The following is a 21,914-nucleotide window of genomic DNA, read 5'->3' as shown; positions in this document are numbered from 1 at the left end:
GCCGCGTGCACCGCGCGGCCTCTTTCGCACTCCCGCACATTCGCATGGATCTAGACCTCTGGTGGTTGCTCGTCATACCCGTCGCGTTCGCGTTCGGTTGGATGGCCGCGCGTTATGACCTCAAGGCGCTGCTCTCCGAAAGCGCCAATTTGCCGCGTTCCTATTTTCGCGGGCTCAACTTTCTGTTGAACGAACAGCCGGACCAGGCGATCGACGCGTTCATCGAAGTCGTCAAGCTCGACCCGGAAACGATCGAATTGCACTTCGCGCTGGGCAATCTGTTCCGCCGCCGCGGCGAAACCGACCGCGCGATCCGCGTGCACCAGAACCTGTTGAACCGCGCCGATCTGCCCGTCTCCGAGCGCGATCATGCGTTGTACGAACTGGGCCAGGACTTCCTGAAGGCCGGCCTGCTGGATCGTGCGGAAGAGACGTTCAAGGCGCTTCAGTCGGGCGACTATGCACTGGGCGCGCAACGTGCTCTGTTGACCATCTATCAGATCGAGAAGGACTGGAACAAGTCGATCGACACGGCGCGCCGGCTCGAATCGATGGGCGCCGAGTCGCTCGACAAGGAGATTGGCCATTTCCACTGCGAGCTCGCGCAGGAAGCGCTGCAGCAGAAAAAGCCCGACGAAGCGCGGCGTCAACTCGATCTCGCGTTGAAGGCGCATCCGCAGAACGTGCGGGCGACGATCCTGTTCGGTGACGTCGACGCGGCCGCCCGTCATCACGACACGGCGATCGCCCAGTGGCGGCGCGTCGAGGAGCAGAATCCCGCGTATCTGCCGCTCGTCGCCGAGAAGGTCATGAAGGCCTATGAAGCGCTCGGACGGCAGGAAGAGGGCGCCGATCTGCTGACGACGTGGGTCGACAGCTATCCGTCGAACGATCTGCTCGACGTCGCGTACCAGTACGTGTCTGCGTTGCGCGGCCCCGAGGCGGCGCATGCGCTCGCGCGCACGCAGATGCAGAAGTCGCCGAATCTGGCGGGCATGACGCGCTTGCTCGAAGCGCAACAGGCGGTGGCCGAAGAGCCGCGTCGCAGCGAACTGGAACTGATGCGCACGCTGATCCGTCAGCGGACCAAGAATCTACCACGGTATACGTGCCAGAATTGCGGCTTCCGGGCGCGGCTGTTCTATTGGCAGTGTCCGGGCTGCAGCGGTTGGGAAACCTATGCGCCGCGCCGCGTCGAGCCGATCACGGCGTCGAACTGACACGCGCCGCGAGCGCTTCAGCGTGGACAGCGGCCATCGCGCAGCACTGAAGTTTCGAACTTTGAACCGGCATCACCTACCGGAAAGCGTATGAAAATCACCATTATCGGCACGGGTTACGTAGGTCTCGTCACGGGCGCATGTCTTGCTGAGGTCGGCAACGACGTTTTCTGCCTGGACGTGGACCCACGCAAAATCGAAATCCTGAATAACGGCGGCATGCCGATTCACGAGCCGGGTCTGCAAGAGATCATCGCGCGTTCGCGCGCGGCGGGACGCATCACGTTTTCGACGGATGTCGAGGCGAGTGTCGCGCACGGCGAGGTCCAGTTCATCGCGGTGGGCACGCCGCCCGACGAGGACGGTTCCGCCGACCTGCAATACGTGCTTGAAGCGGCGCGCAATATCGGCCGCACGATGAACAGCTTCAAGGTAATCGTCGACAAGTCGACGGTGCCCGTCGGCACGGCGCAGCGCGTGCGTGCCGTCATCGAAGAAGAATTGCAGAAGCGCGGGCTCGCGCGCAGCGCCCAGCACCGCTTCTCGATCGTCTCGAACCCGGAATTCCTCAAAGAAGGCGCGGCCGTCGACGACTTCATGCGTCCCGACCGCATCGTGGTCGGCATCGACAACGATGCAGACGGCAACAAGGCGCGCGAGAAGATGCGCCGCCTCTACGCGCCGTTCAACCGCAATCACGACCGCACGCTGTACATGGACGTGCGCTCGGCCGAGTTCACCAAATACGCGGCCAACGCGATGCTCGCCACGCGCATCTCGTTCATGAACGAGATGGCGAATCTGGCCGACACCGTCGGCGCGGACATCGAGGCCGTGCGCCACGGCATCGGCTCGGACCCGCGCATCGGCTATCACTTCCTGTATGCGGGCGTCGGCTACGGCGGCTCGTGCTTCCCGAAGGACGTGCAGGCGCTGATCCGCACCGGCAACGAGATGGGGCACAACCTGCGCATTCTGGAAGCCGTCGAAGAGGTGAACCACGAGCAGAAGGAAGTGCTGGTGAGCAAGATTACGGCCGCGCTCGGCGACGATCTGAGCGGCCGCACGTTCGCTGTGTGGGGCCTGTCGTTCAAGCCGAACACCGACGACATGCGCGAGGCGCCGAGCCGCCGCGTGATCGCTCAGCTGCTCGCGCGCGGCGCGACGGTGCGCGCGTACGACCCCGTCGCGACGACGGAAGCGAAGCGCGTCTTCGCGCTCGACCTCGCCGGCGTGCCCGACCAGCAGGCGCGCCTGCACTTCACGAGCGCGCAGGACGAGACGCTCGCGGGCGCCGATGCCCTCGTCATCGTCACGGAATGGAAGGAGTTCAAGAGCCCGGACTTCGTGCATATGAAGGCTGAACTGAAGACGCCGTTGATCTTCGATGGCCGCAATCTGTATGAACCCGACGCGATGGCCGAACTCGGCATCGACTATCACTCGATTGGACGTCCCTATGCACGACCCGTTGAATCTACATCCGACGCCGACCGTACCTGAAGGCGCGGCGCTCGCACCCGAGGTGGGCATCGTCGCGCGCGAACGGCTCGCGGCGGCGCGCGTACTGGTTGTCGGCGACGTGATGCTGGACCGTTACTGGTTCGGCGACGTCAATCGCATTTCGCCGGAAGCGCCCGTTCCCGTGGTGCTCGTGCAGAAGCAGGAAGACCGTCTGGGCGGCGCGGCGAACGTCGCGCGCAATGCCGCGGCGCTCGGCGCGCAGGCGGGCTTGCTGTGCGTCGTCGGCCACGACGAGCCGGGCGAGCGCGTCGTGCAACTGCTCGGCGATAGCGGCGTGGCACCGCATCTGGAGCGCGACCCCGAACTGCCGACGACGATCAAGCTGCGCGTGCTGTCGCGTCAGCAGCAGCTTCTGCGCGTCGACTTCGAAAGGGCACCCGCGCACGAAGCGCTGCTCGCGGGCCTCGCGCGCTACGACGCGCTGCTGCCGACGCATGACGTGATCCTGATGTCGGACTATGCGAAGGGCGGGCTCACGCACGTCACAAAGATGATCGAGAAGGCGCGCGCGGCAGGCAAGCCGGTGCTGGTCGATCCGAAGGGCGACGACTGGGCGCGCTATCGCGGCGCGACGCTGATCACGCCGAACCGCGCAGAGCTGCGCGAGGTGGTCGGGCAGTGGAAGTCGGAAGCCGATCTGCTCGCGCGCGTGACGAAGCTGCGCGCCGAACTGGATCTGAAAGCGCTGCTGCTCACGCGCTCCGAAGAAGGCATGACGCTCTTCTCCGACGAAGGCATTCTGCACGCGTCGGCTGTAGCTCGCGAAGTGTATGATGTATCGGGCGCGGGCGATACCGTGATCGCAACGCTCGCCGTGATGATCGGCGCGGGCCTGCCGCTCGATGAAGCCGTCACGCTCGCGAATCGCGCAGCGGGCATCGTGGTCGCCAAGCTCGGCACGGCCACCGTCGACTACGACGAACTCTTTCATTGATGTCGCCGCGCGCCGGCTCTTGCAGCGCAGCGCGCGGTTCATCTCCGCATCCGTTGACACTCATCTCATCAGGACGACCATGACCCTCATCGTCACCGGCGCGGCTGGATTTGTCGGCAGCAATATCGTCAAGGCGCTCAATGAGCGCGGCGAAGACAGCATCATCGCCGTCGACAACCTGACGCGCGCCGATAAGTTCAAGAATCTCGTCGACTGCGAAATCGTCGATTACATCGACAAGACCGAATTCGTCGAGCGTTTTGCGCGCGGCGAATTCGGCAAGGTGCGCGCGATTTTCCACGAAGGCGCCTGCTCGGACACGATGGAAACCGACGGCCGCTACATGATGGACAACAACTTCCGCTACAGCCGCGCGGTGCTCGACGCGTGCCTCGCGCAGGGCGTGCAGTTCCTGTATGCGTCGTCGGCGGCGACGTATGGCGGCTCGTCGCGCTTCGTCGAGGAGCGCGAGTTCGAAGCGCCGCTCAACGTGTACGGCTATTCGAAGTTCCTGTTCGACCAGGTGATCCGCCGCGTGCTGCCCACCGCGAAGAGTCAGATCGTCGGCTTCCGCTACTTCAACGTGTACGGGCCGCGCGAGGCGCACAAGGGGCGCATGGCGTCCGTCGCGTTCCACAACTTCAACCAGTTCCGCGCCGAAGGCAAGGTCAAGCTGTTCGGCGAGTACAACGGCTACGCAGCAGGCGAGCAGACGCGCGATTTCGTTTCCGTCGAAGACGTCGCGAAGGTCAACCTGCATTTCCTCGATCATCCGGAGAAATCAGGCATCTTCAATCTGGGCAGCGGTCGCGCGCAGCCGTTCAACGACATCGCATCGACGGTCGTCAACACGCTGCGCATGCTCGACGGCGAACCGGCGTTGTCGCTCGCCGAACTGGTGCAGCGCGGGCTGATCGAGTACATCCCGTTCCCCGATGCGCTGCGCGGAAAGTACCAGTGCTTTACGCAGGCCGATCAGACGAAGCTGCGCACGGCGGGCTACGAGGCGCCATTCCTGACGGTGCAGGAAGGCGTCGATCGCTACGTGCGTTGGCTGTTCGGCCAGGTGTAAATCGTTCGTACGCCTCTCTACACTGGAGTCTCCTGGTCGGTGATCGTCATCGGCCGGTGTTTCAGGGAGATTCCATATGTTCAAAAAAGTCATCGTCACGGCGGCCATGCTTGCCGCTTTCGGCCAGGCGTTCGCTACGGTCGACGTCAACTCCGCTAACGAAGCCGGGCTGCGCGGCATCAAGGGCATCGGTCCCGCGAAGGCCAAAGCCATCCTCGACGAACGCGCGGCCCATGGCCCGTTCAAGGATGCGGCGGATCTCAGCAAGCGCGTCAAGGGTCTCGGCGGTCATACCGTCGAACGTCTGCAGGCCGAGGGCCTCGCTGTCGGCACATCGGGCGCTGGTGCGGCGACTGTCGCTCCTGCTGGTGCACAGGCTGCGCCGGCTCACGCGAAAGCCGCGCCCGCTGCGAAGAACGACGCCGCCGTGGCGGTCAGGAAATAGCCGCTTGAACTGAGCGCCTGACATGAGCGGCAACGCTCGCGCGCGTGGCGGGCGCTCGCCCTGTGCCATCTTCCTTTTGGCCGGAGTTGTGGCAACCGCTCCCTTCAGCCGTCATGCAAATGACTGGCTTCCGCGGCAGATCCAGCCTGCCGCGGCTTTTTGCGTTTGCGCGACCGGTCGCCGCAGGGGACTGGCTCGTTCAGTCTGCCGTCGAAAGAGCGGCGAATGCCTCGGCAAATGCCTGCCTGTATGCGGCCACATCGCAGCCACATCTCGGCCACATGCGGCGAGACAGGGCCCCGGGGCATCCATGCAGCCACTAGGGGCTGCGGGCGTCCATTCGGATGCTGGTTTAGAATCGACGGATTCAAGACTCCGCGCATCGTCACAGCACACAACGACATGGCTTACAAAACGATTGAAGACACGATCGGCAACACGCCTCTCATCCAGCTCGTCCGCCTCGTGGACGACGACATCCGCAGCCGCAACAACGTTGTGCTGGGCAAGCTCGAAGGCAACAACCCGGCGGGATCGGTGAAAGACCGCCCGGCGCTTTCGATGATCAAGAAAGCCGAACTGCGCGGGCGCATCAAGCCGGGCGACACGCTGATCGAAGCGACGAGCGGCAACACGGGCATCGCGCTCTCGATGGCGGCGGCGATCCGCGGTTACAAGATGATCCTGATCATGCCCGAAGATTTGTCGCTGGAGCGGCGTCAGAGCATGGCGGCATACGGCGCCGAAATCCTGCTGACGCCGGTGAAGGGCGGCATGGAATACGCGCGCGATCTCGCCGAGCAGATGCAGCGCGAAGGCAAGGGCATCATCCTCGACCAGTTCGGCAACCCCGACAATCCCGTCGCGCACTATGAAGCGACGGGGCCGGAAATCTGGCGCGACACGGAAGGCCGCATCACGCATTTCGTGTCGGCGATGGGCACGACGGGCACGATCATGGGCGTGTCGCAGTATCTGAAGGAACAGAAGCCGTCGATCGAGATCATCGGGGCGCAGCCCGAAGAGGGCTCGCGCATTCCGGGCATCCGCAAATGGCCCGAGGCCTATCTGCCGAAGATTTTCGACCGCAGCCGCGTCGATCGCGTCGAGAACGTGAGCCAGTCGGCATCGGAAGCGATGGCGCGCCGGATGGCGGCCGTCGAAGGCGTGTTCTGCGGCATCTCGTCGGCGGGCGCATGCGAAGTCGCGCTGCGTATCGCGCGCCAGGTCGAGAACGCGACGATCGTCTTCATCGTGTGCGATCGCGGCGACCGCTATCTGTCGACGGGCGTGTTCCCCGCATAAACATGACATGCCAGATGCGGCATGCCATAAGCGAAAACGCCGGCAAGCGCCGGCGTTTTTCGTGAATCACATCGACAGTCAGTCCACTACTGCGAAGCGGCCGGCACCGATGCATTGCCCATCGAGGTCGCATCCAGTTGCGCCTTCACGCGTTCGCCAAGTTCATAGACGGCGAGCGCATAGAAGAAGCTGCGGTTGTAGCGCGTGAGCACATAGAAGTTCTTCAGCCCCAGCACATATTCCGTTGGCCGGCCCGGCGACGGCAGATCGACCACGGTGACGGGCGTGCCCGCTTCCGTGCGCATGTCGAGGCCCGGCTGGTTCATCAACATGCCCGCCTTCAGCAGTTGCTGCAGCGACCAGCGCGGTTCCGGCGCGCCCGTCGCGGCGGCCTGCGCGATGCCAAGACTGCCCGTATCCGTCGCGATGTTCCACACGACGGGCCGGCCCGTTTCCCAGCCGTTCTGCATGAGATAGTTCGCGACGCTGCCGATCGCATCGGCCTGGCTCGTGCGCAGATCGATCTTCTTGTTGCCTTCGTAGTCGACCGCGTACTGGACGATGCTGCTCGGCAGGAATTGCGGAATGCCGATCGCGCCCGTGTACGAGCCGAGCACCGTCGTCGGATCGATCTGCGCGTCGCGTGTCCACACCAGATAGTCTTCGAGATTCTTGCGGAACGTCGCCTGGCGTTCGTCGCGATTCGGCGTGCCCGGGTAATCGAACGAGAGCGTGGTGAGCGCGTCGAGCACACGGAAGTTGCCCATGTAGCGCCCATAAATCGTCTCGACGCCGATGATGCCGACGATCACTTCCGGCGGCACGCCGTACTGTTCATACGCGCGCTGCAGCGTCGCCTGATTCGAGCGCCAGAATTTCACGCCCGCGTTGATGCGCACCGGGTCGAGAAAGCGCGCCTGATAGACACGCCAGTTCTTGATCGACGGCGTCGGCGATGGCGTCACGAGTTTCACTGCCGTTGCCGAATAGCTCACGCGCGCGAAGAGCGCATGCAACGCGGTGGGGTCGAAGTCGTGGTGCGCGACCATGTCGTTGACGAATGCGTCGACATTGCCGTTGTTCGCATAGCGCTGCGGGACGATCTCTTCTTCGAACGTCTGTCCTTGCGTCGGCTGTTCCGGCTGGCTTTGCGCGAGCAGCGCGCGCGGCCTGGTTTTGACGGTTTGCGCCGAGGCCGGGCCGGCTCCCGCGAACACGCACCACGCGACGGTCAGTGCGGTGGCTACAGTCGTTGCGCGTAGCCGATGTTGAGCGGACAGAGCAAGCTTGACGGTCATAGTGAACTGAGGGTGTGTGCGGGCAAAAAAAGTTACGGGGGAGTATACCCGACGAGGTTCGCCAATCTGTGTAGAAGCGTTGCGCCAGCGCGGTCCCGGCGCATCGTGTGGTAACTTCGTAGTATTCGCGCAACCCTTTGCACTTATGGACGGAGACACGCAGCGCCCCTCGCACGCCTCGCGCGGCGCGCCGCCCGAAATCGACTCATGGCAACCGGCTTCTATACACACGCAGACTGTCTGCAACATGAGATGGGGCAATGGCATCCCGAATGCCCCGCGCGCCTGCAGGCAATCGAAGACCAACTGATCGCGAGCCGCATTGGCGAGCTGATCGAACGCGAGTCCGCACCGCTTGCCGACGAGTCCGCGCTGCTTCGCGTGCATACGAAGGCGCATGTCGACTACATCCGCGAGCGCTCGCCGGGCACCGGCTATGCGGAGATCGATCCCGACACGTCGATGAATCCGCATACGTGGACGGCCGCGTTGCGCGCGGCGGGCGCGGCTGTCTCGGCGACCGACGCCGTCATCGAAGGCCGTTACGACAACGCATTTTGCAGCGTGCGTCCGCCGGGCCATCACGCGGAGCCTGCGCGCGCAATGGGCTTCTGCTTCTTCAACAACGTCGCGATCGCCGCGCGGCACGCGCTCGAAGTACATGGCCTCGAGCGCGTCGCGATCGTCGATTTCGACGTGCACCACGGCAACGGCACGGAGGCCGCGTTCTCCAACGATTCGCGCGTGCTGATGTGCAGCATCTTCCAGCATCCGTTCTATCCGTTCACGGGCGCCGACAACCAGGCGCCGAACATGTGCAACGTGCCCATCGCGGCCCGCTCGAAGGGGATGGTCGTGCGCGAGGCAATCGACATGATCTGGCTGCCGCGTCTCGATGCGTTCAAGCCGCAGATGCTGTTCGTGTCGGCGGGCTTCGACGCGCATCGCGAGGACGATCTCGGCAACATGGGGCTCGTCGAGGACGACTACGTGTGGATCACCGAGCAGATTCGCCATGTCGCGGACAAGTATGCGCAAGGGCGCATCGTCAGCTGTCTGGAAGGCGGCTACAACCTGTCGGCGCTCGGACGCAGCGTCGTCGCGCATGTGCGCACGCTCGCGGGCATCTGAACGCGAGCGCCGCGCACGGGAGGAAAGCTCATGAATAGCGATGCAACGGGCCCGCTGATCGATGTTACGCACGATGCCTACGACGTGCGCGGCGTCGTCCGCCTCACGCTGAACCGGCCGGACGCGTTCAATGCGCTGTCGGAAGCGTTGCTCGACGAGCTGCACACGCAACTCGCCGACATCGCGAAGAGCGACGCGCGCGTGGTGGTGATCGCGGGCGCGGGCCGCGCGTTCTGCGCCGGTCACGATCTGAAGGAAATGCGCGCCGCGCCGTCTCTCGACTATTACAAGGCGCTCTTCGCGCGCTGCTCGAAAGTGATGCTCGCGATCCAGCGTATGCCGCAGCCGGTGATCGCGCGCGTGCACGGCATCGCGACGGCGGCGGGCTGTCAGCTGGTGGCGATGTGTGATCTCGCCGTGGCCGCCGACATCGCGCGCTTCGCCGTGTCGGGCGTCAATCTCGGGCTCTTCTGCGCGACGCCGTCGGTGCCGCTGTCGCGCAACGTATCGCGCAAGGCCGCGCTCGAAATGCTGCTGACAGGCGACTTCATCGATGCAATGGCGGCGAAGCAGCAAGGCCTCGTGAATCGCGTGGTGCCGCTCGACATCCTCGATATCGAAGTGGCCGCGCTCGCGAAGAGCATCTGCGCGAAACCGCGCGAGGCCGTCGAAGCAGGCAAGGGCATGTTCTACCGGCAGCTCGAAATGGGCATCGAGGCGGCTTATCAACTGGCCGGGCAGACGATGGCTTGCAACATGATGGACGACTCGGCGCTCGAAGGCGTGCAGGCGTTCATCGACAAGCGGCCGCCCGACTGGAAGCACACGCCCGGTCGCTAGGCCGCGCGCCCGTCCGCTTCATTCCGAACGCTTCAATATCCAGTCGACGAGCGCGCCGATCACGCGCTCGCGATCCACGTCGTTCATCGTCTCGTGATAGCTGTTTTCGTAGAGCGTCAAGGTTTTGTCCGGCGAGCCGGCGTGCGCGACGAAGTCGCGGCTGCCGTCGGGCTCGGTGAGCTTGTCCGCCGTGCCGTGCCAGATCAGCAGCGGCATGCGCAGGCCCGCGCGGCCTCGCTCGATGCGCTGCATCGCGAGCAGCAGTTCGGCGCCCGTGCGCGCGGGAACCGGACCATGATGCACGAGCGGATCGTTCCCGTTCGCCTCGACGACAGCGCGATCGCGCGATAACAGCGCGGCGTCGATCTTCATCGCCGGGAAGCGCGGCCACACACGGCTGATCTTCTGACTCAACGCGAGCATCCAGCGCGGCACGTTATGGCCCGGCGCGAGCGCGGGGCTGGACAGGATCAGGCCGTTCAACGGACGTGCGTGGCGGGAGTGCTTTTCGATCGCGTGCAACGCGGCGATCGCACCGCCCATGCTGTGGCCCATCAGGAACAGTGGCCCGTCGTTGCGCGCGGCCACCGTGACGAGCGCGTCGGCATCCAGCAGATATTCGTCGAAGCGCTCGATCCATGCGCGCGGTCCAGGCGCGTGGCCGTGGCCGCGCAGATCGACCGCGATCAGTTCGATGCCGTTTGCGTTGAGCGCTTGCGCAAGCGCCGCGTAGCGGCCCGCGTGCTCCGCGAGCCCGTGGAGAAGGGCGACCGTCGCGCGCCGTATCCCCGCCGCGCGCCATCGGTAGATCGGCAGTTCGACGCCGTCGGCCGTGGTCGCGCGCGACCGTTCGGGATGGGACATCGCGGGAGTCCCGGCGGCGTGGGTCGTCTCCATGGGCATCGTCCAATTGTTGTCGTGGTGCGGCGATCATAGCGGCGCGCGTCGCACCCGTTGCGGGCAATCGAGCCGGGCAGCCCTCTAATTCCGATCGGTTATGAAAGTCTCTGAATTGATTATTAAAGGATATGACGCGTCTGCGGTAAAATCGGCGGCTCAAATCCAATAAATCACGGCGGCCGGTGCCTGGAGCGTGCGACGCTTGCTGGCAAAGTCCGCCGTTTCGTTTTTCATGATCGAACTACGCAATCTTTCGCAGCGTTTTGCGGGGCCACGGGGCTGGGTCGAAGCGCTGCACAACGTCAATCTGTCGATTCCCCAAGGCGAGGTGTTCGGCATCATCGGACGCAGCGGCGCGGGCAAGAGCACGCTGGTCCGCACGATCAATCTGCTGACGCGCCCGACGGAAGGCAATGTCGTCGTCGACGGCTGCGACCTCACGACGATGCCGGGCGCACAACTGCGCGAAGCGCGCCGCGAGATCGGCATGATCTTCCAGCACTTCAATCTGCTGTCGTCGCGCACGGTGTTCGACAACGTTGCGCTGCCGCTCGAACTGGCCGGCATGAAGCGCGCGGAGATCGAGGCGCACGTGCTGCCGCTGCTCGAACTCGTCGGACTGTCGGCGCAGAAGGACCGCTATCCGTCGCAGATCAGCGGCGGGCAGAAGCAGCGCGTCGGCATTGCGCGCGCACTTGCGAGCAAGCCGAAAGTGCTGCTCTCCGACGAAGCGACGTCCGCGCTCGATCCCGAAACGACGCGCTCGATTCTCGATCTGCTCAAGCGCATCAACCGCGAGTTGAAGCTGACCGTCGTGCTGATCACGCACCAGATGGAAGTGATCAAGCAGGTGTGCGACCGTGTCGCCGTGCTCGATAACGGACGCGTGGTCGAAGAGGGCAAGGTGATCGATGTGTTCCTGCAACCGCATCACGAAGTCACGCGCGCGCTGATCGGCGACGTGATCGCGCAGGAATTGCCGCCGGCGCTGAAGGCGCGCGTCGCGGAGCGTCTGAAGACGGGCAGCGGCCATCTGCTGCGGCTCGCGTTCACGGGATCGGGCGTCGATCAGCCGATTCTTTCGGAGACGATTCGCCGCTACGAGCTGGACTTCAACATCCTGCATGGCCAGATCGACGAGATTCAGGGGCAGGCGTTCGGCTCGCTCGCTGTGCTCGCGGGCGGCGAGCCGTCGAAGGTGGCGCAGGCGCAGGCGTTTCTGCGCGAACAGGGCGTGGTGGTCGAGGAGTTGTCACATGTTGAGTGAAATGTTCGATATGTTCGTGCAGTCGTTCTGGGAGACGCTGATCATGGTCGGCATCTCGGGGCTGATCGGCGCGGCCGTCGGCCTGCCACTCGGCGTGCTGCTCTATCTGACCGACCGCGAGGGCGTGCTGCAGAACCTCGGCGTCAATCGCGTGATGGGCGTGGTCGTCAATGCCGTGCGCTCGACGCCGTTCATCATTCTTCTCGTTGCTGTGATTCCTTTTACGCGCCTCGTCGTCGGCTCGTCGATCGGCACGGCCGCGGCCGTCGTGCCGCTGACGATCGCCGCCGCGCCGTTCATCGCGCGCCTTGTCGAGACGGCGCTGCGCGAAGTCGATCGCGGCCTGATCGAAGCGGCGCAGGCGATGGGTGCCACGACGTCGCAGATCGTGTTCAAGGTGCTCTTGCCGGAATCGCTGCCGGGCATCGTCGCGGGTCTGACGATCACGTTCGTGTCGCTGGTCGGCTATTCGGCGATGGCGGGCGCGATCGGCGGCGGCGGCCTGGGCGATCTCGGCATCCGTTATGGGTATCAGCGTTTTCTGCCGGAAGTGATGGTGACGGTCGTCGTGATCCTGATCGTCTTTGTGCAACTGGTGCAGTCGTTCGGGGATTGGCTCGTGCGTCGTTTGAGCCACAAATAACACTCTTAGAAAATAAAGGTTCGGTCATGCAACGTCGTTTCATTCTCAAGCTCGCGGCTGCATTGGGCGCCGTGTCGCTGTTCGGCGCATCGTCGCTGGCATTCGCCGACGAATCGATCAAGGTCGGCGTGACGGGCGGTCCGCACGCGCAGTTGATGGACGTCGTGAAGACGGTCGCCGCGAAGAACGGCCTGAACATCAAGGTGATCGAATTCTCCGATTACGTGCAGCCGAACGCGGCGCTCGCGAGCGGCGACCTCGACGCGAACAGCTACCAGCACGAGCCGTATCTGCAGGCGCAGGTGAAGGATCGCGGCTACAAGCTGATCAAGATCGCCGACACCGTGACCTTCCCGATGGGCATCTATTCGAAGAAGGTGAAGTCGCTTGCCGAACTGCCGGCGGGCGCGAAGATCGCCGTGCCGAACGATCCGACCAACGGCGGACGCGCGTTGCTTCTGCTGCAAAAACAGGGCTTGATCAAGCTGCGCGCCGATGCGGGGCTGAAGGCGACGCCGCTCGACATCGCCGAGAACCCGAAGAAGCTGAAGATCGTCGAACTCGACGCGGCGCAGATTCCGCGCTCGCTCGGCGATGTCGACGTGGCCGCGATTAACACGAACTTCGCGATGGAAGCGGGTCTGAAGCCGAAGCAGGACGCAATTGCGATCGAGGACCCGAAGGGGCCGTATGTGAACATCATTGCGATTCGCGAGTCGGACCGCAACAAGCCGTGGGTGGCGAAGCTGATCGCGGCGTATCACTCGCCGGAAGTGAAGCAGTTCATCGGTAGCAAGTTTGGCGGCGCAGTGATCGCGTCCTGGTGAGCGGTGCGATGCCGCGGCGCGGCGCAGTGGCGTGGGGCGGGCCGCGCCGCTGCGCGTAGCACCATAGGTGATTGACGTCGCGCTGTGCGTCGCATCTGGCCCTGCTATGCGGCCGTCTCGGTAGGAACCCTGACTTGGCCTGTAGGCCTTTTTCGATCTAGAATAGCACGACCGTTCGATATTGCCGTCATCGCCATCGGGGAGCGATATCCTCGATATCCAAGCAATCCCGGGCGGCTCCCGCGGAGGCTATCGCTATAATGTCCGTCGGGTTGACGTATTCGTAACTTTGGAGCGTGTGCATGAAAATCCTGGTGCCAGTCAAGAGAGTGGTTGACTACAACGTGAAGGTCCGCGTGAAGTCGGACAACACGGGCGTCGACATTGCCAATGTGAAGATGTCGATGAATCCGTTCGACGAAATCGCCGTCGAAGAGGCCGTGCGCCTGAAGGAAGCGGGCGTGGCGACGGAAGTGGTCGCCGTGTCGGCGGGCGTCGCGCAGTGCCAGGAAACGCTGCGCACGGCGCTGGCGATCGGCGCGGATCGCGCGATCCTCATCGAATCGAATGAAGACCTGCAGCCGCTGGCCGTGGCCAAGCTGCTGAAGGCGCTGGTCGACAAGGAGCAGCCGCAGCTGGTGATCCTCGGCAAGCAGGCCATCGACGACGATTCGAACCAGACGGGTCAGATGCTCGCCGCGCTGGCGGGCCTGCCGCAGGCTACTTTCGCATCGAAAGTGACGGTTGCAGACGGCAAGGCGACCGTATCGCGTGAAGTGGATGGCGGCGCGGAAACGCTGTCGCTGAAGCTGCCCGCCGTGGTGACGACGGATCTGCGCCTGAACGAGCCGCGCTACGTGACGCTGCCGAACATCATGAAGGCGAAGAAGAAGCCGCTCGAAACTGTGAAGCCCGAAGACCTGGGCGTCGACGTCACGCCGCGTCTGAAGACGCTGAAGGTCAGCGAGCCGCCGAAGCGCTCCGCCGGCGTCAAGGTGCCGGACGTGAAGACGCTGGTCGAGAAGCTCAAGACGGAAGCCAAAGTGCTTTGATCGACGCGAACTTACGGAATAGCGGAGACGAATGAAATGACGATTCTGGTAATTGCTGAACATGACAACGCGTCGATCAAGGCCGCGACGCTGAACACGGTTGCTGCCGCGCACGCAGTTGGCAAATTCGTCGGCGGCGACATTCACGTGCTGGTTGCGGGTCACAACGCGCAGGCGGCTGCTGAAGCTGCATCGAAGATTGCAGGCGTGGCGAAAGTGCTGCACGCCGATGCGCCCCAACTCGAAGCGGGCCTGGCGGAAAACGTCGAGGCGACGGTACTAAACATCGCGAAGGACTACTCGCACATCCTCGCGCCTGCTACCGCGTACGGCAAGAACATCGCGCCGCGCATCGCCGCGAAACTGGACGTCGCGCAGATCAGCGACATCACGGCTGTCGATAGCGCGGATACGTTCGAGCGCCCGATCTATGCAGGCAACGCAATCGCGATCGTGCAATCGGCTGATCCGATCAAGGTCATCACGGTACGCGCAACGGGCTTTGACCCGGTGGCAGCAGAAGGCGGCAGTGCGTCGGTCGAGAAGATCGAAGCCGCAGCCGATGCCGGCATCTCGCAGTTCGTGAGCCGTGAAGTCACGAAGCTGGACCGTCCGGAACTGACGTCGGCGAACATCATCGTGTCGGGTGGCCGGGGTCTGGGCAGCGGCGAGAACTACACGAAGATTCTCGAGCCGCTCGCCGACAAGCTCGGCGCAGCAATGGGCGCATCCCGAGCAGCCGTCGATGCGGGCTACGTGCCGAACGACTACCAGGTCGGCCAGACCGGCAAGATCGTTGCGCCGCAGCTGTACATCGCGGTGGGCATCTCGGGCGCGATCCAGCACCTCGCGGGCATGAAGGACTCGAAGGTGATCGTCGCGATCAACAAGGACGAAGAGGCGCCCATTTTCAGCGTCGCGGATTATGGTCTCGTTGGCGATCTGTTCACGCTCGTGCCGGAACTGGTGAACGCACTCGGCTGATAGAACACCGCGCCGCATGACGGCGCTCGACAGTCAGGCACCAGACAAAGGGGCGCGAGGATGTTGAATCCGGCGCCCCTTTTTTATCGAAGTCGTGGAGGAGGCACAACATGAGCTACACGGCACCCATCAAGGACATGATGTTCGTGATGCGAGAACTGGCGGGGCTTGACGACGTCGCTGCATTGCCCGGCTTCGAAGAGGCCGGCCTTGAAACGGCCCAGGCCGTGATCGAAGAATCCGCGAAACTGTGCGGCGAAGTGCTGGCGCCGCTGAACGTCGAAGGCGACCGGAACCCGAGCAGCTGGAAGGACGGCGTGGTCACGGCCACGCCCGGTTTCGCCGATGCGTTTCGCCAGTTCGCCGCGGGCGGCTGGCAGGGCGTGCAGCATCCCGTCGAGTACGAAGGCCAGGGGCTGCCCAAGCTGATCGCGGCGGCCTGCATCGAGATGCTCAACGCGTCGAACCTGTCGTTCGCGCTGTGCCCGCTGCTGACGGACGGCGCGATCGAGGCGCTGCTCACGGCAGGCAGCGAAGAGCAGAAGCGTACCTACGTGCCGAAGCTGATCTCCGGCGAGTGGACGGGCACGATGAACCTCACCGAGCCGCAGGCGGGCTCGGATCTCGCGCTGGTGCGCACGCGCGCCGAGCCGCAGGGCGACGGCTCGTACAAGCTGTTCGGCACGAAGATCTTCATCACGTGGGGCGAGCACGACATGGCCGGGAACATCGTCCATCTGGTGCTCGCGCGCACGCCGGATGCGCCCGAAGGCGTGAAGGGCATTTCGCTTTTCATCGTGCCGAAGTTCATCGTCACCGAAGACGGCTCGCCCGGCGAGCGCAACGACGTGCATTGCGTGTCGATCGAACACAAGCTCGGCATCAAGGCGAGTCCGACAGCCGTGCTGCAGTTCGGCGATCACGGTGGCGCGATCGGTCATCTGATCGGCGAGGAGAATCGCGGCCTCGAGTACATGTTCATCATGATGAATGCGGCGCGCTTTGCCGTCGGCATGCAGGGCGTCGCCGTGTCGGATCGCGCGTACCAGAAGGCCGTCGCATACGCGAAGGAACGCGTGCAGAGCCGGCCCGTCGATGGCTCGGCGAAGCAGGCGGTGTCGATCATCCAGCATGCGGACGTGCGCCGCATGCTCGCAACGATGCGCGCGCTCACGGAGGCGTCGCGCGCGCTCGCGTATGTCGCGGCGTCACACTGCGATTTCGCGCACCGTCACCCCGACGACGCGAAGCGTGCCGAACATCAGGCGATCTACGAGTACCTCGTGCCGATCGTCAAGGGCTGGAGCACGGAGCTGTCGATCGACGTGGCGAGCCTCGGCGTGCAGGTGCATGGCGGCATGGGCTTCATCGAGGAAACGGGCGCGGCGCAGTACTACCGCGATGCGCGCATCCTGCCGATCTACGAAGGCACGACGGCGATCCAGGCGAACGACCTGATCGGCCGCAAGACGGTGCGCGATGGCGGCGCGGTCGCGAAGGCACTGCTCGCGGAGATCGCGCAGACCGTCGAAGCGCTGAAGCAGCACGATGACGCGGCGTTCGGGGCGATGCATAAGCACCTGTCGCGTGGACATGATGCGTTGCAATCGGTGGTGGCCTTTGTCGTCGCAAATGTGAAGCGCGATCCGAATGCGGTGTTTGCGGGCAGCGTGCCGTATCTGAAGCTCGCGGGCATCGTGCTCGGTGGCTGGCAGATGGCGCGCGCGATGCTCGTCGCGCAGCAGAAGCACGCGGATGACCCGTCGTTTTACGGCGCGAAGATCGCCACCGCGCAGTTCTACGCGGAACATGTGTTGCCGCAGGCAGTCGCGCTGGAGGCGTCGATCGTCAGCGCGAAGGGCGCGGAGGGCGTGCTGGCGTTGTCGGAAGATCAGTTCTGAGCGCCGCGGGAAGCCGGGGTACATGCCCAGCAAACAACAACGGCGCCCGTGGGCGCCGTTGTCGCATATCGAAGCGGAGAATCGATCAGGCGTAAGCTGGACGCGTCTGACCCGTCGTTTCGCCGAGGTAGCGATACACCGACAGATCGCCCGACTGGATCGCCGGGCGCTTGCCCGAGATCAGATCGGCGAGCAGTTGGCCCGAGCCGCACGACATCGTCCAGCCGAGCGTGCCGTGTCCCGTGTTCAGGAACAGGTTCGACACGGGCGTGCGGCCGACGATCGGCGTGCCGTCCGGCGTCATCGGGCGCAGGCCCGTCCAGAACGTCGCCTTCGACGTATCGCCGCCGCCCGGGAACAGATCGTTCACGCACATTTCCAGCGTTTCGCGGCGCGCGTTCTTGAGCTTCTTGTCGAAGCCGACGATTTCCGCCATGCCGCCGACGCGAATCCGGTTGTCGAAACGCGTGATCGCGATCTTGTACGTCTCGTCGAGCACCGTCGACACGGGGGCCGACTTGGCATCGACGATCGGCGCGGTGATCGAATAGCCCTTGAGCGGATACACGGGAATCTTGACGAGGCCCGACAGGAACTTCGTCGAGTACGAGCCGAGCGCCACGACGAAGCTGTCCGCGCGCACGATCTCGCTGCCGCACTTCACGCCGGCGATACGGTCGCCTTCCATTGCGAGCGCGTCGATCGGCGTGTTGTAGCGGAACTTGACGCCCAGTTGCTCGGCGAGCCCGGCGAGGCGCGTCGTGAACAGCTGGCAGTCGCCCGTTTCGTCGCCCGGCAGGCGCAGACCGCCCGTCAGCTTGTGCGAGGTCGCGGCGAGCGCGGGCTCGGCGCGAGCGAGGTCGCCAGGCATCAGCAGTTCATACGGAACGTTCGCTTCCTTCAGCACCGCGACGTCCTTGGCGGCGCCGTCGAGCTGCTGTTGAGTACGGAACAGTTGCAGCGTGCCGCCCGTACGGCCTTCGTACTGGATGCCCGTCTCGGCGCGCAGCGCCTGCAGGCAGTCACGGCTGTATTCGGCGAGGCGCACCATGCGGCCCTTGTTGACGGCATAGCGCTCCGACGTGCAGTTCTGCAGCATCTGCCACATCCATTGCAGCTGGAATTGCGTGCCGTCGAGGCGGATGGCGAGCGGCGCATGCTTCTGGAACATCCACTTGACCGCCTTGAGCGGAATGCCCGGCGCGGCCCACGGCGAAGCGTAGCCCGGCGAGATCTGGCCGGCGTTGGCGAAGCTCGTATCGAGCGCAGGACCTGCTTCGCGATCGATCACGGTCACTTCATGGCCCGCGCGCGCAAGATAATAGGCGCTCGTGATCCCGACGACGCCACTGCCCAGAACGACAACACGCATAGCTGCTCCCAAAAGGTCGAAAGGCTCACGGCGTATAAGAGAAAGAAGGGCCTCGTCGTTCGTGCTTTTGTTCGATTAACGAGGTGATATGCCGGATGCCTAGTGTTAACCGCTATACTATTTGCGTATGAGCAGGTTTTGTTATTGTATTTTTCAGATTTTCAGTAAAAACCATGCGTACACAGCGTCAACCCATCCGCGCGCTCGACAAGCTCGATCACAAGATCCTGAAAATCCTCCAGGAGGACGGCCGGATCGCGATGAAGGAACTCGCCGAGCAGGTCGGCCTGTCGGTCACGCCGTGCATCGAGCGCGTCAAGCGCATGGAGCGCGACGGCGTCATCACCGGCTACCACGCACGCGTGAATCCGGCGGAGCTGGGCGCCGCGCTGCTGGTGTTCGTCGAGATCACGCTCGATCACAAGAGCGGCAACATGTTCGACCAGTTCCGGCGCGAGGTGAAGAAAATCCCGGAGGTGCTCGAATGCCATCTGGTCTCTGGGGAATTCGACTATCTGATCAAGGCGCGCATCGGCGAAATGGCCGACTACCGCAAGCTGCTCGGCGACATCCTGCTGCAATTGCCCGGCGCGGTGCAGTCGAAAAGCTATGTCGTGATGGAAGAAATCAAGGAAACGCTGACGATTGCCGTCAGCGAATGAGCGGTCCGGCGCGACATCGCGCGCGCGGAATCGGCCCTAAAAGGTTGCGCTCGACAAAGGCCACAAAGACTGTATATTTGCACAGTATTCCGCGTTGCTTTTGATGTGCGCCGTGACCGACTACGACCGAGACATCCCCGAATATCCGATCGCGCCGCCCGCCCCGCGCAAGGGGCGGGGCGCGGTGACGAATTTGCAGGGCCGCTATGAAGTGGACCAGCGCGAGGCTGTCGACGACGGCTGGATCGCGTCGTCAGAAGACGAGAGCGGCCGGCTCGCGCTGCGCACGCAGGTGTTCGAGGAGCGCGCGAAGAGCATCCTCACGCATAACCAGTCGCCGGATATTCCGTTCAGCGTATCGCTGAATCCGTATCGCGGCTGCGAACACGGCTGCATCTACTGCTTTGCGCGGCCCACGCATGCCTATCTGGGGCTGTCGCCGGGATTCGATTTCGAAAGCCGGATCTACGCGAAGATCAACGCGCCCGAATTGCTCGCGCGCGAAATGGCGAAGAAGTCCTATGTGCCGGAACCGATCGCGCTAGGCGTGAATACGGACGCATGGCAGCCAGCCGAGCGCGATTTGCAACTGACGCGGCGCGTGATTCAGGTGATGAGCGACCATAACCAGCCGTTCGCGGCGATCACCAAAAACTCGCTGATAGAGCGCGATATCGACCTGCTGGCGCCGATGGCGGAGAAAGGGCTGACGATGGCGGCAATCACGATTACGACGCTCGACGCCGACATCGCCCGCACGCTCGAACCGCGCGCTGCTACGCCTTCGAGGCGGCTCAGAACCATCCGCACGCTGGCGGACGCGGGAATTCCCGTTGGCGTCAGCATCGCGCCCGTGATTCCGTTCGTCACGGAGCAGGACATGGAGCGCGTGCTCGAAGCGTGCGCGCAGGCGGGAGCGACGAGCGCGAGCTATATCGTGTTGCGTCTACCTTGGGAAGTCGCACCGCTCTTCAAGGATTGGCTTGCTGCGCATTTTCCGGATCGCGCCGACCGCGTGATGAGCCGCGTGCACGATATGCGCGGCGGCAAGGACTACGATTCGTCGTTCTCGACGCGGATGAAGGGCGAGGGGCTGTGGGCCGATCTGCTGAGGCAACGTTTTGCGAACGCGGTACGGCGTCTAGGCTTGAATGCGCGCAACCACGGCATTCTCGACATGTCGCATTTCAAACGGATCGAGCCACCCAAACCCGTTGCACCAGAAACGTCTCAGCTAAGCCTTTTCTGATGAGTCGACTATTGCGAGATCGCTTTCGCGGCTTCGACCTGGGATTCGAAATACGTCTGAAACGACAGTGCGAGACCCGTCATCAGCAGGAATGCACCGATCAGCAGCGAAAAGATAACGATAAAGACGACGGTCCAGCCAGACTGGCTTTGACGTCCCGTTTGCGCGTTGAACTGCGCGTCCCATTTTTCGTCGGGACGCAGACCATAGACGATCGCGGCCAGAAACGCCGCCAGTATCGATACGGCCCCGGGAACGGCTAGCACCCAGCCCGTGATCGACGCTCGTTCGGTCGCGGCGAGCAGCAGGAAGCCAGGAATGCCAATGATCGTCCCGACGATGTGAGCCCAGCCCCACACGTCACGCGCGCCGTACAGATAGAAGCGATGCGCGCCGAGCGTGCCGAAGAAAAACGCGAGCGCAGCGGTGACTGTCTTGGAGCGAAAGCGCGAATGATGCGTAGCGACGGTGGCCATGAACGTGATCGACGGGGTGACGGGCGGCGTGGCTGCGCATACGATGCACAGCGCGACGCGCATTCTACGCCGCCCGCTGTCCGCGCGGCACTTCCGATGGCTTATGTCCGGCTTGCGTCGCCGCTGGGAGTTGCGCGGCAGAGCGTCGACCCACGCCGACTTCGCCGACAGATCATCAAAACCGGCAGCGCCGAAGCGAAAAGGATCAGAATACGCATCCGACGCACGGAATCGTGGTGCGTACGCGACGGCTCCGCGAGCACTGCGGGAACCGGCTGCTAAAGATGGCTTCAAGGCTCTCCAGCCGGCCGGCTCGGACTGTTTTAGGCCGGCGCGTCCAGACGGCGTGGGCGTCGGCTGCAACCCTGCCGCCCGTTTTATCCCGCTAAGTGTTTGTTGTGGTTTCTGTTTCGGGATATAATCGCGTGTTTCAGTAGTTTCGAACCCCGGTTTTCAAGGATTCTAGTATGGTCATCATCCGCTTGGCTCGTGGCGGCTCGAAGAAGCGCCCGTTCTACAACATCGTCGCAACCGATTCGCGTAACCGTCGTGACGGCCGCTTCATCGAGCGCGTTGGCTTCTACAACCCGGTCGCTACGAAGGGTGAGTCGCTGCGTATCGCTCAAGACCGCCTGACGTACTGGCAAGGCGTTGGCGCGCAACTGTCGCCGACCGTCCAGCGTCTGGTGAAGGAAGCGCAAAAGGCGCAACCGGCTGCGTAAATGCAGTTTCAAGGTACATCGTCGGCTCGTGCAGCGTCGGTTCTGTGCGAGTCTGGGGTGTACGCGTTTGACGTATGCAGGCTTGAGGTT

At 63.7% G+C, this 21,914-nt stretch carries 21 protein-coding genes; 17 read left to right on the top strand and 4 right to left on the bottom strand.

The features are described 5' to 3' along the window. Window positions 1-44 precede the first annotated feature (44 nt). From lapB to cysM, 6 genes are all read left to right on the top strand, one after another. Window positions 45-1,220 (top strand): lipopolysaccharide assembly protein LapB, encoded by a 1,176-nt coding sequence (gene lapB / locus AB4Y32_RS14520; protein WP_368721984.1) that lies wholly within the window; start codon window positions 45-47, stop codon window positions 1,218-1,220. Window positions 1,221-1,310: 90 nt separating this feature from the next. Further along, window positions 1,311-2,723 carry a UDP-glucose/GDP-mannose dehydrogenase family protein gene (locus AB4Y32_RS14515; protein WP_368721983.1) on the top strand — a complete coding sequence of 471 codons (1,413 nt, stop codon included), beginning with the start codon at window positions 1,311-1,313 and terminating at the stop codon, window positions 2,721-2,723. Next, window positions 2,680-3,678 carry a D-glycero-beta-D-manno-heptose-7-phosphate kinase gene (gene rfaE1 / locus AB4Y32_RS14510; protein ID WP_368721982.1) on the top strand — a complete coding sequence of 333 codons (999 nt, stop codon included), beginning with the start codon at window positions 2,680-2,682 and terminating at the stop codon, window positions 3,676-3,678. Before AB4Y32_RS14515 ends, rfaE1 begins: the two co-directional genes overlap by 44 nt. A 79-nt stretch (window positions 3,679-3,757) precedes the next feature. After that, window positions 3,758-4,750: an ADP-glyceromanno-heptose 6-epimerase gene (gene rfaD, locus AB4Y32_RS14505; RefSeq protein ID WP_368721981.1), complete on the top strand. Its 993-nt coding sequence runs from the start codon at window positions 3,758-3,760 to the stop codon at window positions 4,748-4,750. Window positions 4,751-4,826: 76 nt separating this feature from the next. Further along, on the top strand, window positions 4,827-5,195 hold the full coding sequence (locus tag AB4Y32_RS14500; RefSeq protein ID WP_368721980.1) for a ComEA family DNA-binding protein: 369 nt from the start codon (window positions 4,827-4,829) through the stop codon (window positions 5,193-5,195). 402 nt (window positions 5,196-5,597) lie between these two features. Then, entirely contained in the window at window positions 5,598-6,500 is a 903-nt protein-coding gene (gene cysM / locus AB4Y32_RS14495) for a cysteine synthase CysM (RefSeq protein WP_368721979.1), read from the top strand. A gap of 86 nt (window positions 6,501-6,586) precedes the next feature. On the opposite strand, the gene mltB is transcribed toward cysM, so the two are convergent. Then, window positions 6,587-7,798, bottom strand: coding sequence for a lytic murein transglycosylase B (gene mltB / locus AB4Y32_RS14490; protein WP_368721978.1), 1,212 nt, complete (start codon window positions 7,796-7,798; stop codon window positions 6,587-6,589). Between the two features lie 207 nt (window positions 7,799-8,005). Here mltB and AB4Y32_RS14485 point away from each other — a divergent pair, with 207 nt between their 5' ends. Next, window positions 8,006-8,929: a histone deacetylase family protein gene (locus AB4Y32_RS14485; RefSeq protein ID WP_368721977.1), complete on the top strand. Its 924-nt coding sequence runs from the start codon at window positions 8,006-8,008 to the stop codon at window positions 8,927-8,929. Window positions 8,930-8,959: 30 nt separating this feature from the next. Then, entirely contained in the window at window positions 8,960-9,769 is an 810-nt protein-coding gene (locus tag AB4Y32_RS14480) for an enoyl-CoA hydratase (protein WP_368721976.1), read from the top strand. An 18-nt stretch (window positions 9,770-9,787) separates the two neighbouring features. Here the strand turns inward: AB4Y32_RS14480 and AB4Y32_RS14475 are convergent, their stop codons facing one another. After that, complete coding sequence (locus tag AB4Y32_RS14475) at window positions 9,788-10,666, bottom strand: lysophospholipase (protein WP_368721975.1); 879 nt, start codon at window positions 10,664-10,666, stop codon at window positions 9,788-9,790. Window positions 10,667-10,901: 235 nt separating this feature from the next. On the opposite strand from AB4Y32_RS14475, the gene AB4Y32_RS14470 reads away from it, so the two are divergent. The 6 genes from AB4Y32_RS14470 (at window position 10,902) to AB4Y32_RS14445 (ending at window position 17,343) form a co-directional block, all read left to right on the top strand. Continuing rightward, a complete protein-coding gene (locus tag AB4Y32_RS14470) occupies window positions 10,902-11,936 on the top strand; it encodes a methionine ABC transporter ATP-binding protein (protein WP_368722134.1) in 1,035 nt (344 codons plus the stop codon). Further along, entirely contained in the window at window positions 11,926-12,579 is a 654-nt protein-coding gene (locus tag AB4Y32_RS14465) for a methionine ABC transporter permease (RefSeq protein WP_368721974.1), read from the top strand. Before AB4Y32_RS14470 ends, AB4Y32_RS14465 begins: the two co-directional genes overlap by 11 nt. A 26-nt stretch (window positions 12,580-12,605) precedes the next feature. Next, a complete protein-coding gene (locus tag AB4Y32_RS14460; protein WP_368721973.1) occupies window positions 12,606-13,406 on the top strand; it encodes a MetQ/NlpA family ABC transporter substrate-binding protein in 801 nt (266 codons plus the stop codon). Between the two features lie 302 nt (window positions 13,407-13,708). Then, window positions 13,709-14,458: an electron transfer flavoprotein subunit beta/FixA family protein gene (locus tag AB4Y32_RS14455; RefSeq protein WP_368721972.1), complete on the top strand. Its 750-nt coding sequence runs from the start codon at window positions 13,709-13,711 to the stop codon at window positions 14,456-14,458. Between the two features lie 36 nt (window positions 14,459-14,494). Next, window positions 14,495-15,442, top strand: a complete 948-nt coding sequence (locus AB4Y32_RS14450) for an electron transfer flavoprotein subunit alpha/FixB family protein (RefSeq protein WP_368721971.1) — start codon at window positions 14,495-14,497, stop codon at window positions 15,440-15,442. A gap of 110 nt (window positions 15,443-15,552) precedes the next feature. Beyond that, complete coding sequence (locus AB4Y32_RS14445) at window positions 15,553-17,343, top strand: acyl-CoA dehydrogenase (RefSeq protein ID WP_368721970.1); 1,791 nt, start codon at window positions 15,553-15,555, stop codon at window positions 17,341-17,343. An 85-nt stretch (window positions 17,344-17,428) separates the two neighbouring features. Here AB4Y32_RS14445 and AB4Y32_RS14440 read toward each other — a convergent pair whose 3' ends face one another. After that, window positions 17,429-18,715, bottom strand: coding sequence for a D-amino acid dehydrogenase (locus tag AB4Y32_RS14440; RefSeq protein ID WP_368721969.1), 1,287 nt, complete (start codon window positions 18,713-18,715; stop codon window positions 17,429-17,431). Window positions 18,716-18,888: 173 nt separating this feature from the next. Between AB4Y32_RS14440 and AB4Y32_RS14435 the strand changes: the two genes are divergently transcribed. After that, the gene (locus AB4Y32_RS14435; RefSeq protein ID WP_368721968.1) at window positions 18,889-19,377 is read left to right on the top strand and encodes an Lrp/AsnC ligand binding domain-containing protein; all 489 of its coding nucleotides are present in this window, start codon (window positions 18,889-18,891) and stop codon (window positions 19,375-19,377) included. Between the two features lie 103 nt (window positions 19,378-19,480). Beyond that, entirely contained in the window at window positions 19,481-20,626 is a 1,146-nt protein-coding gene (locus tag AB4Y32_RS14430; RefSeq protein ID WP_368721967.1) for a PA0069 family radical SAM protein, read from the top strand. An 8-nt stretch (window positions 20,627-20,634) separates the two neighbouring features. Here AB4Y32_RS14430 and AB4Y32_RS14425 read toward each other — a convergent pair whose 3' ends face one another. Then, window positions 20,635-21,102 carry an NINE protein gene (locus AB4Y32_RS14425; RefSeq protein ID WP_087738984.1) on the bottom strand — a complete coding sequence of 156 codons (468 nt, stop codon included), beginning with the start codon at window positions 21,100-21,102 and terminating at the stop codon, window positions 20,635-20,637. 467 nt (window positions 21,103-21,569) lie between these two features. Between AB4Y32_RS14425 and rpsP the strand changes: the two genes are divergently transcribed. Continuing rightward, entirely contained in the window at window positions 21,570-21,824 is a 255-nt protein-coding gene (gene rpsP / locus AB4Y32_RS14420) for a 30S ribosomal protein S16 (protein WP_006476550.1), read from the top strand. The last annotated feature ends 90 nt before the right edge of the window (window positions 21,825-21,914 follow it).

The organism is Paraburkholderia phymatum (assembly GCF_040965635.1).
In the GTDB taxonomy this organism is placed as follows: domain Bacteria; phylum Pseudomonadota; class Gammaproteobacteria; order Burkholderiales; family Burkholderiaceae; genus Paraburkholderia; species Paraburkholderia phymatum_B.
The sequence above is the reverse complement of the archived record's forward strand: the minus strand, read 5'-3'. Positions and strand labels throughout refer to the sequence as shown.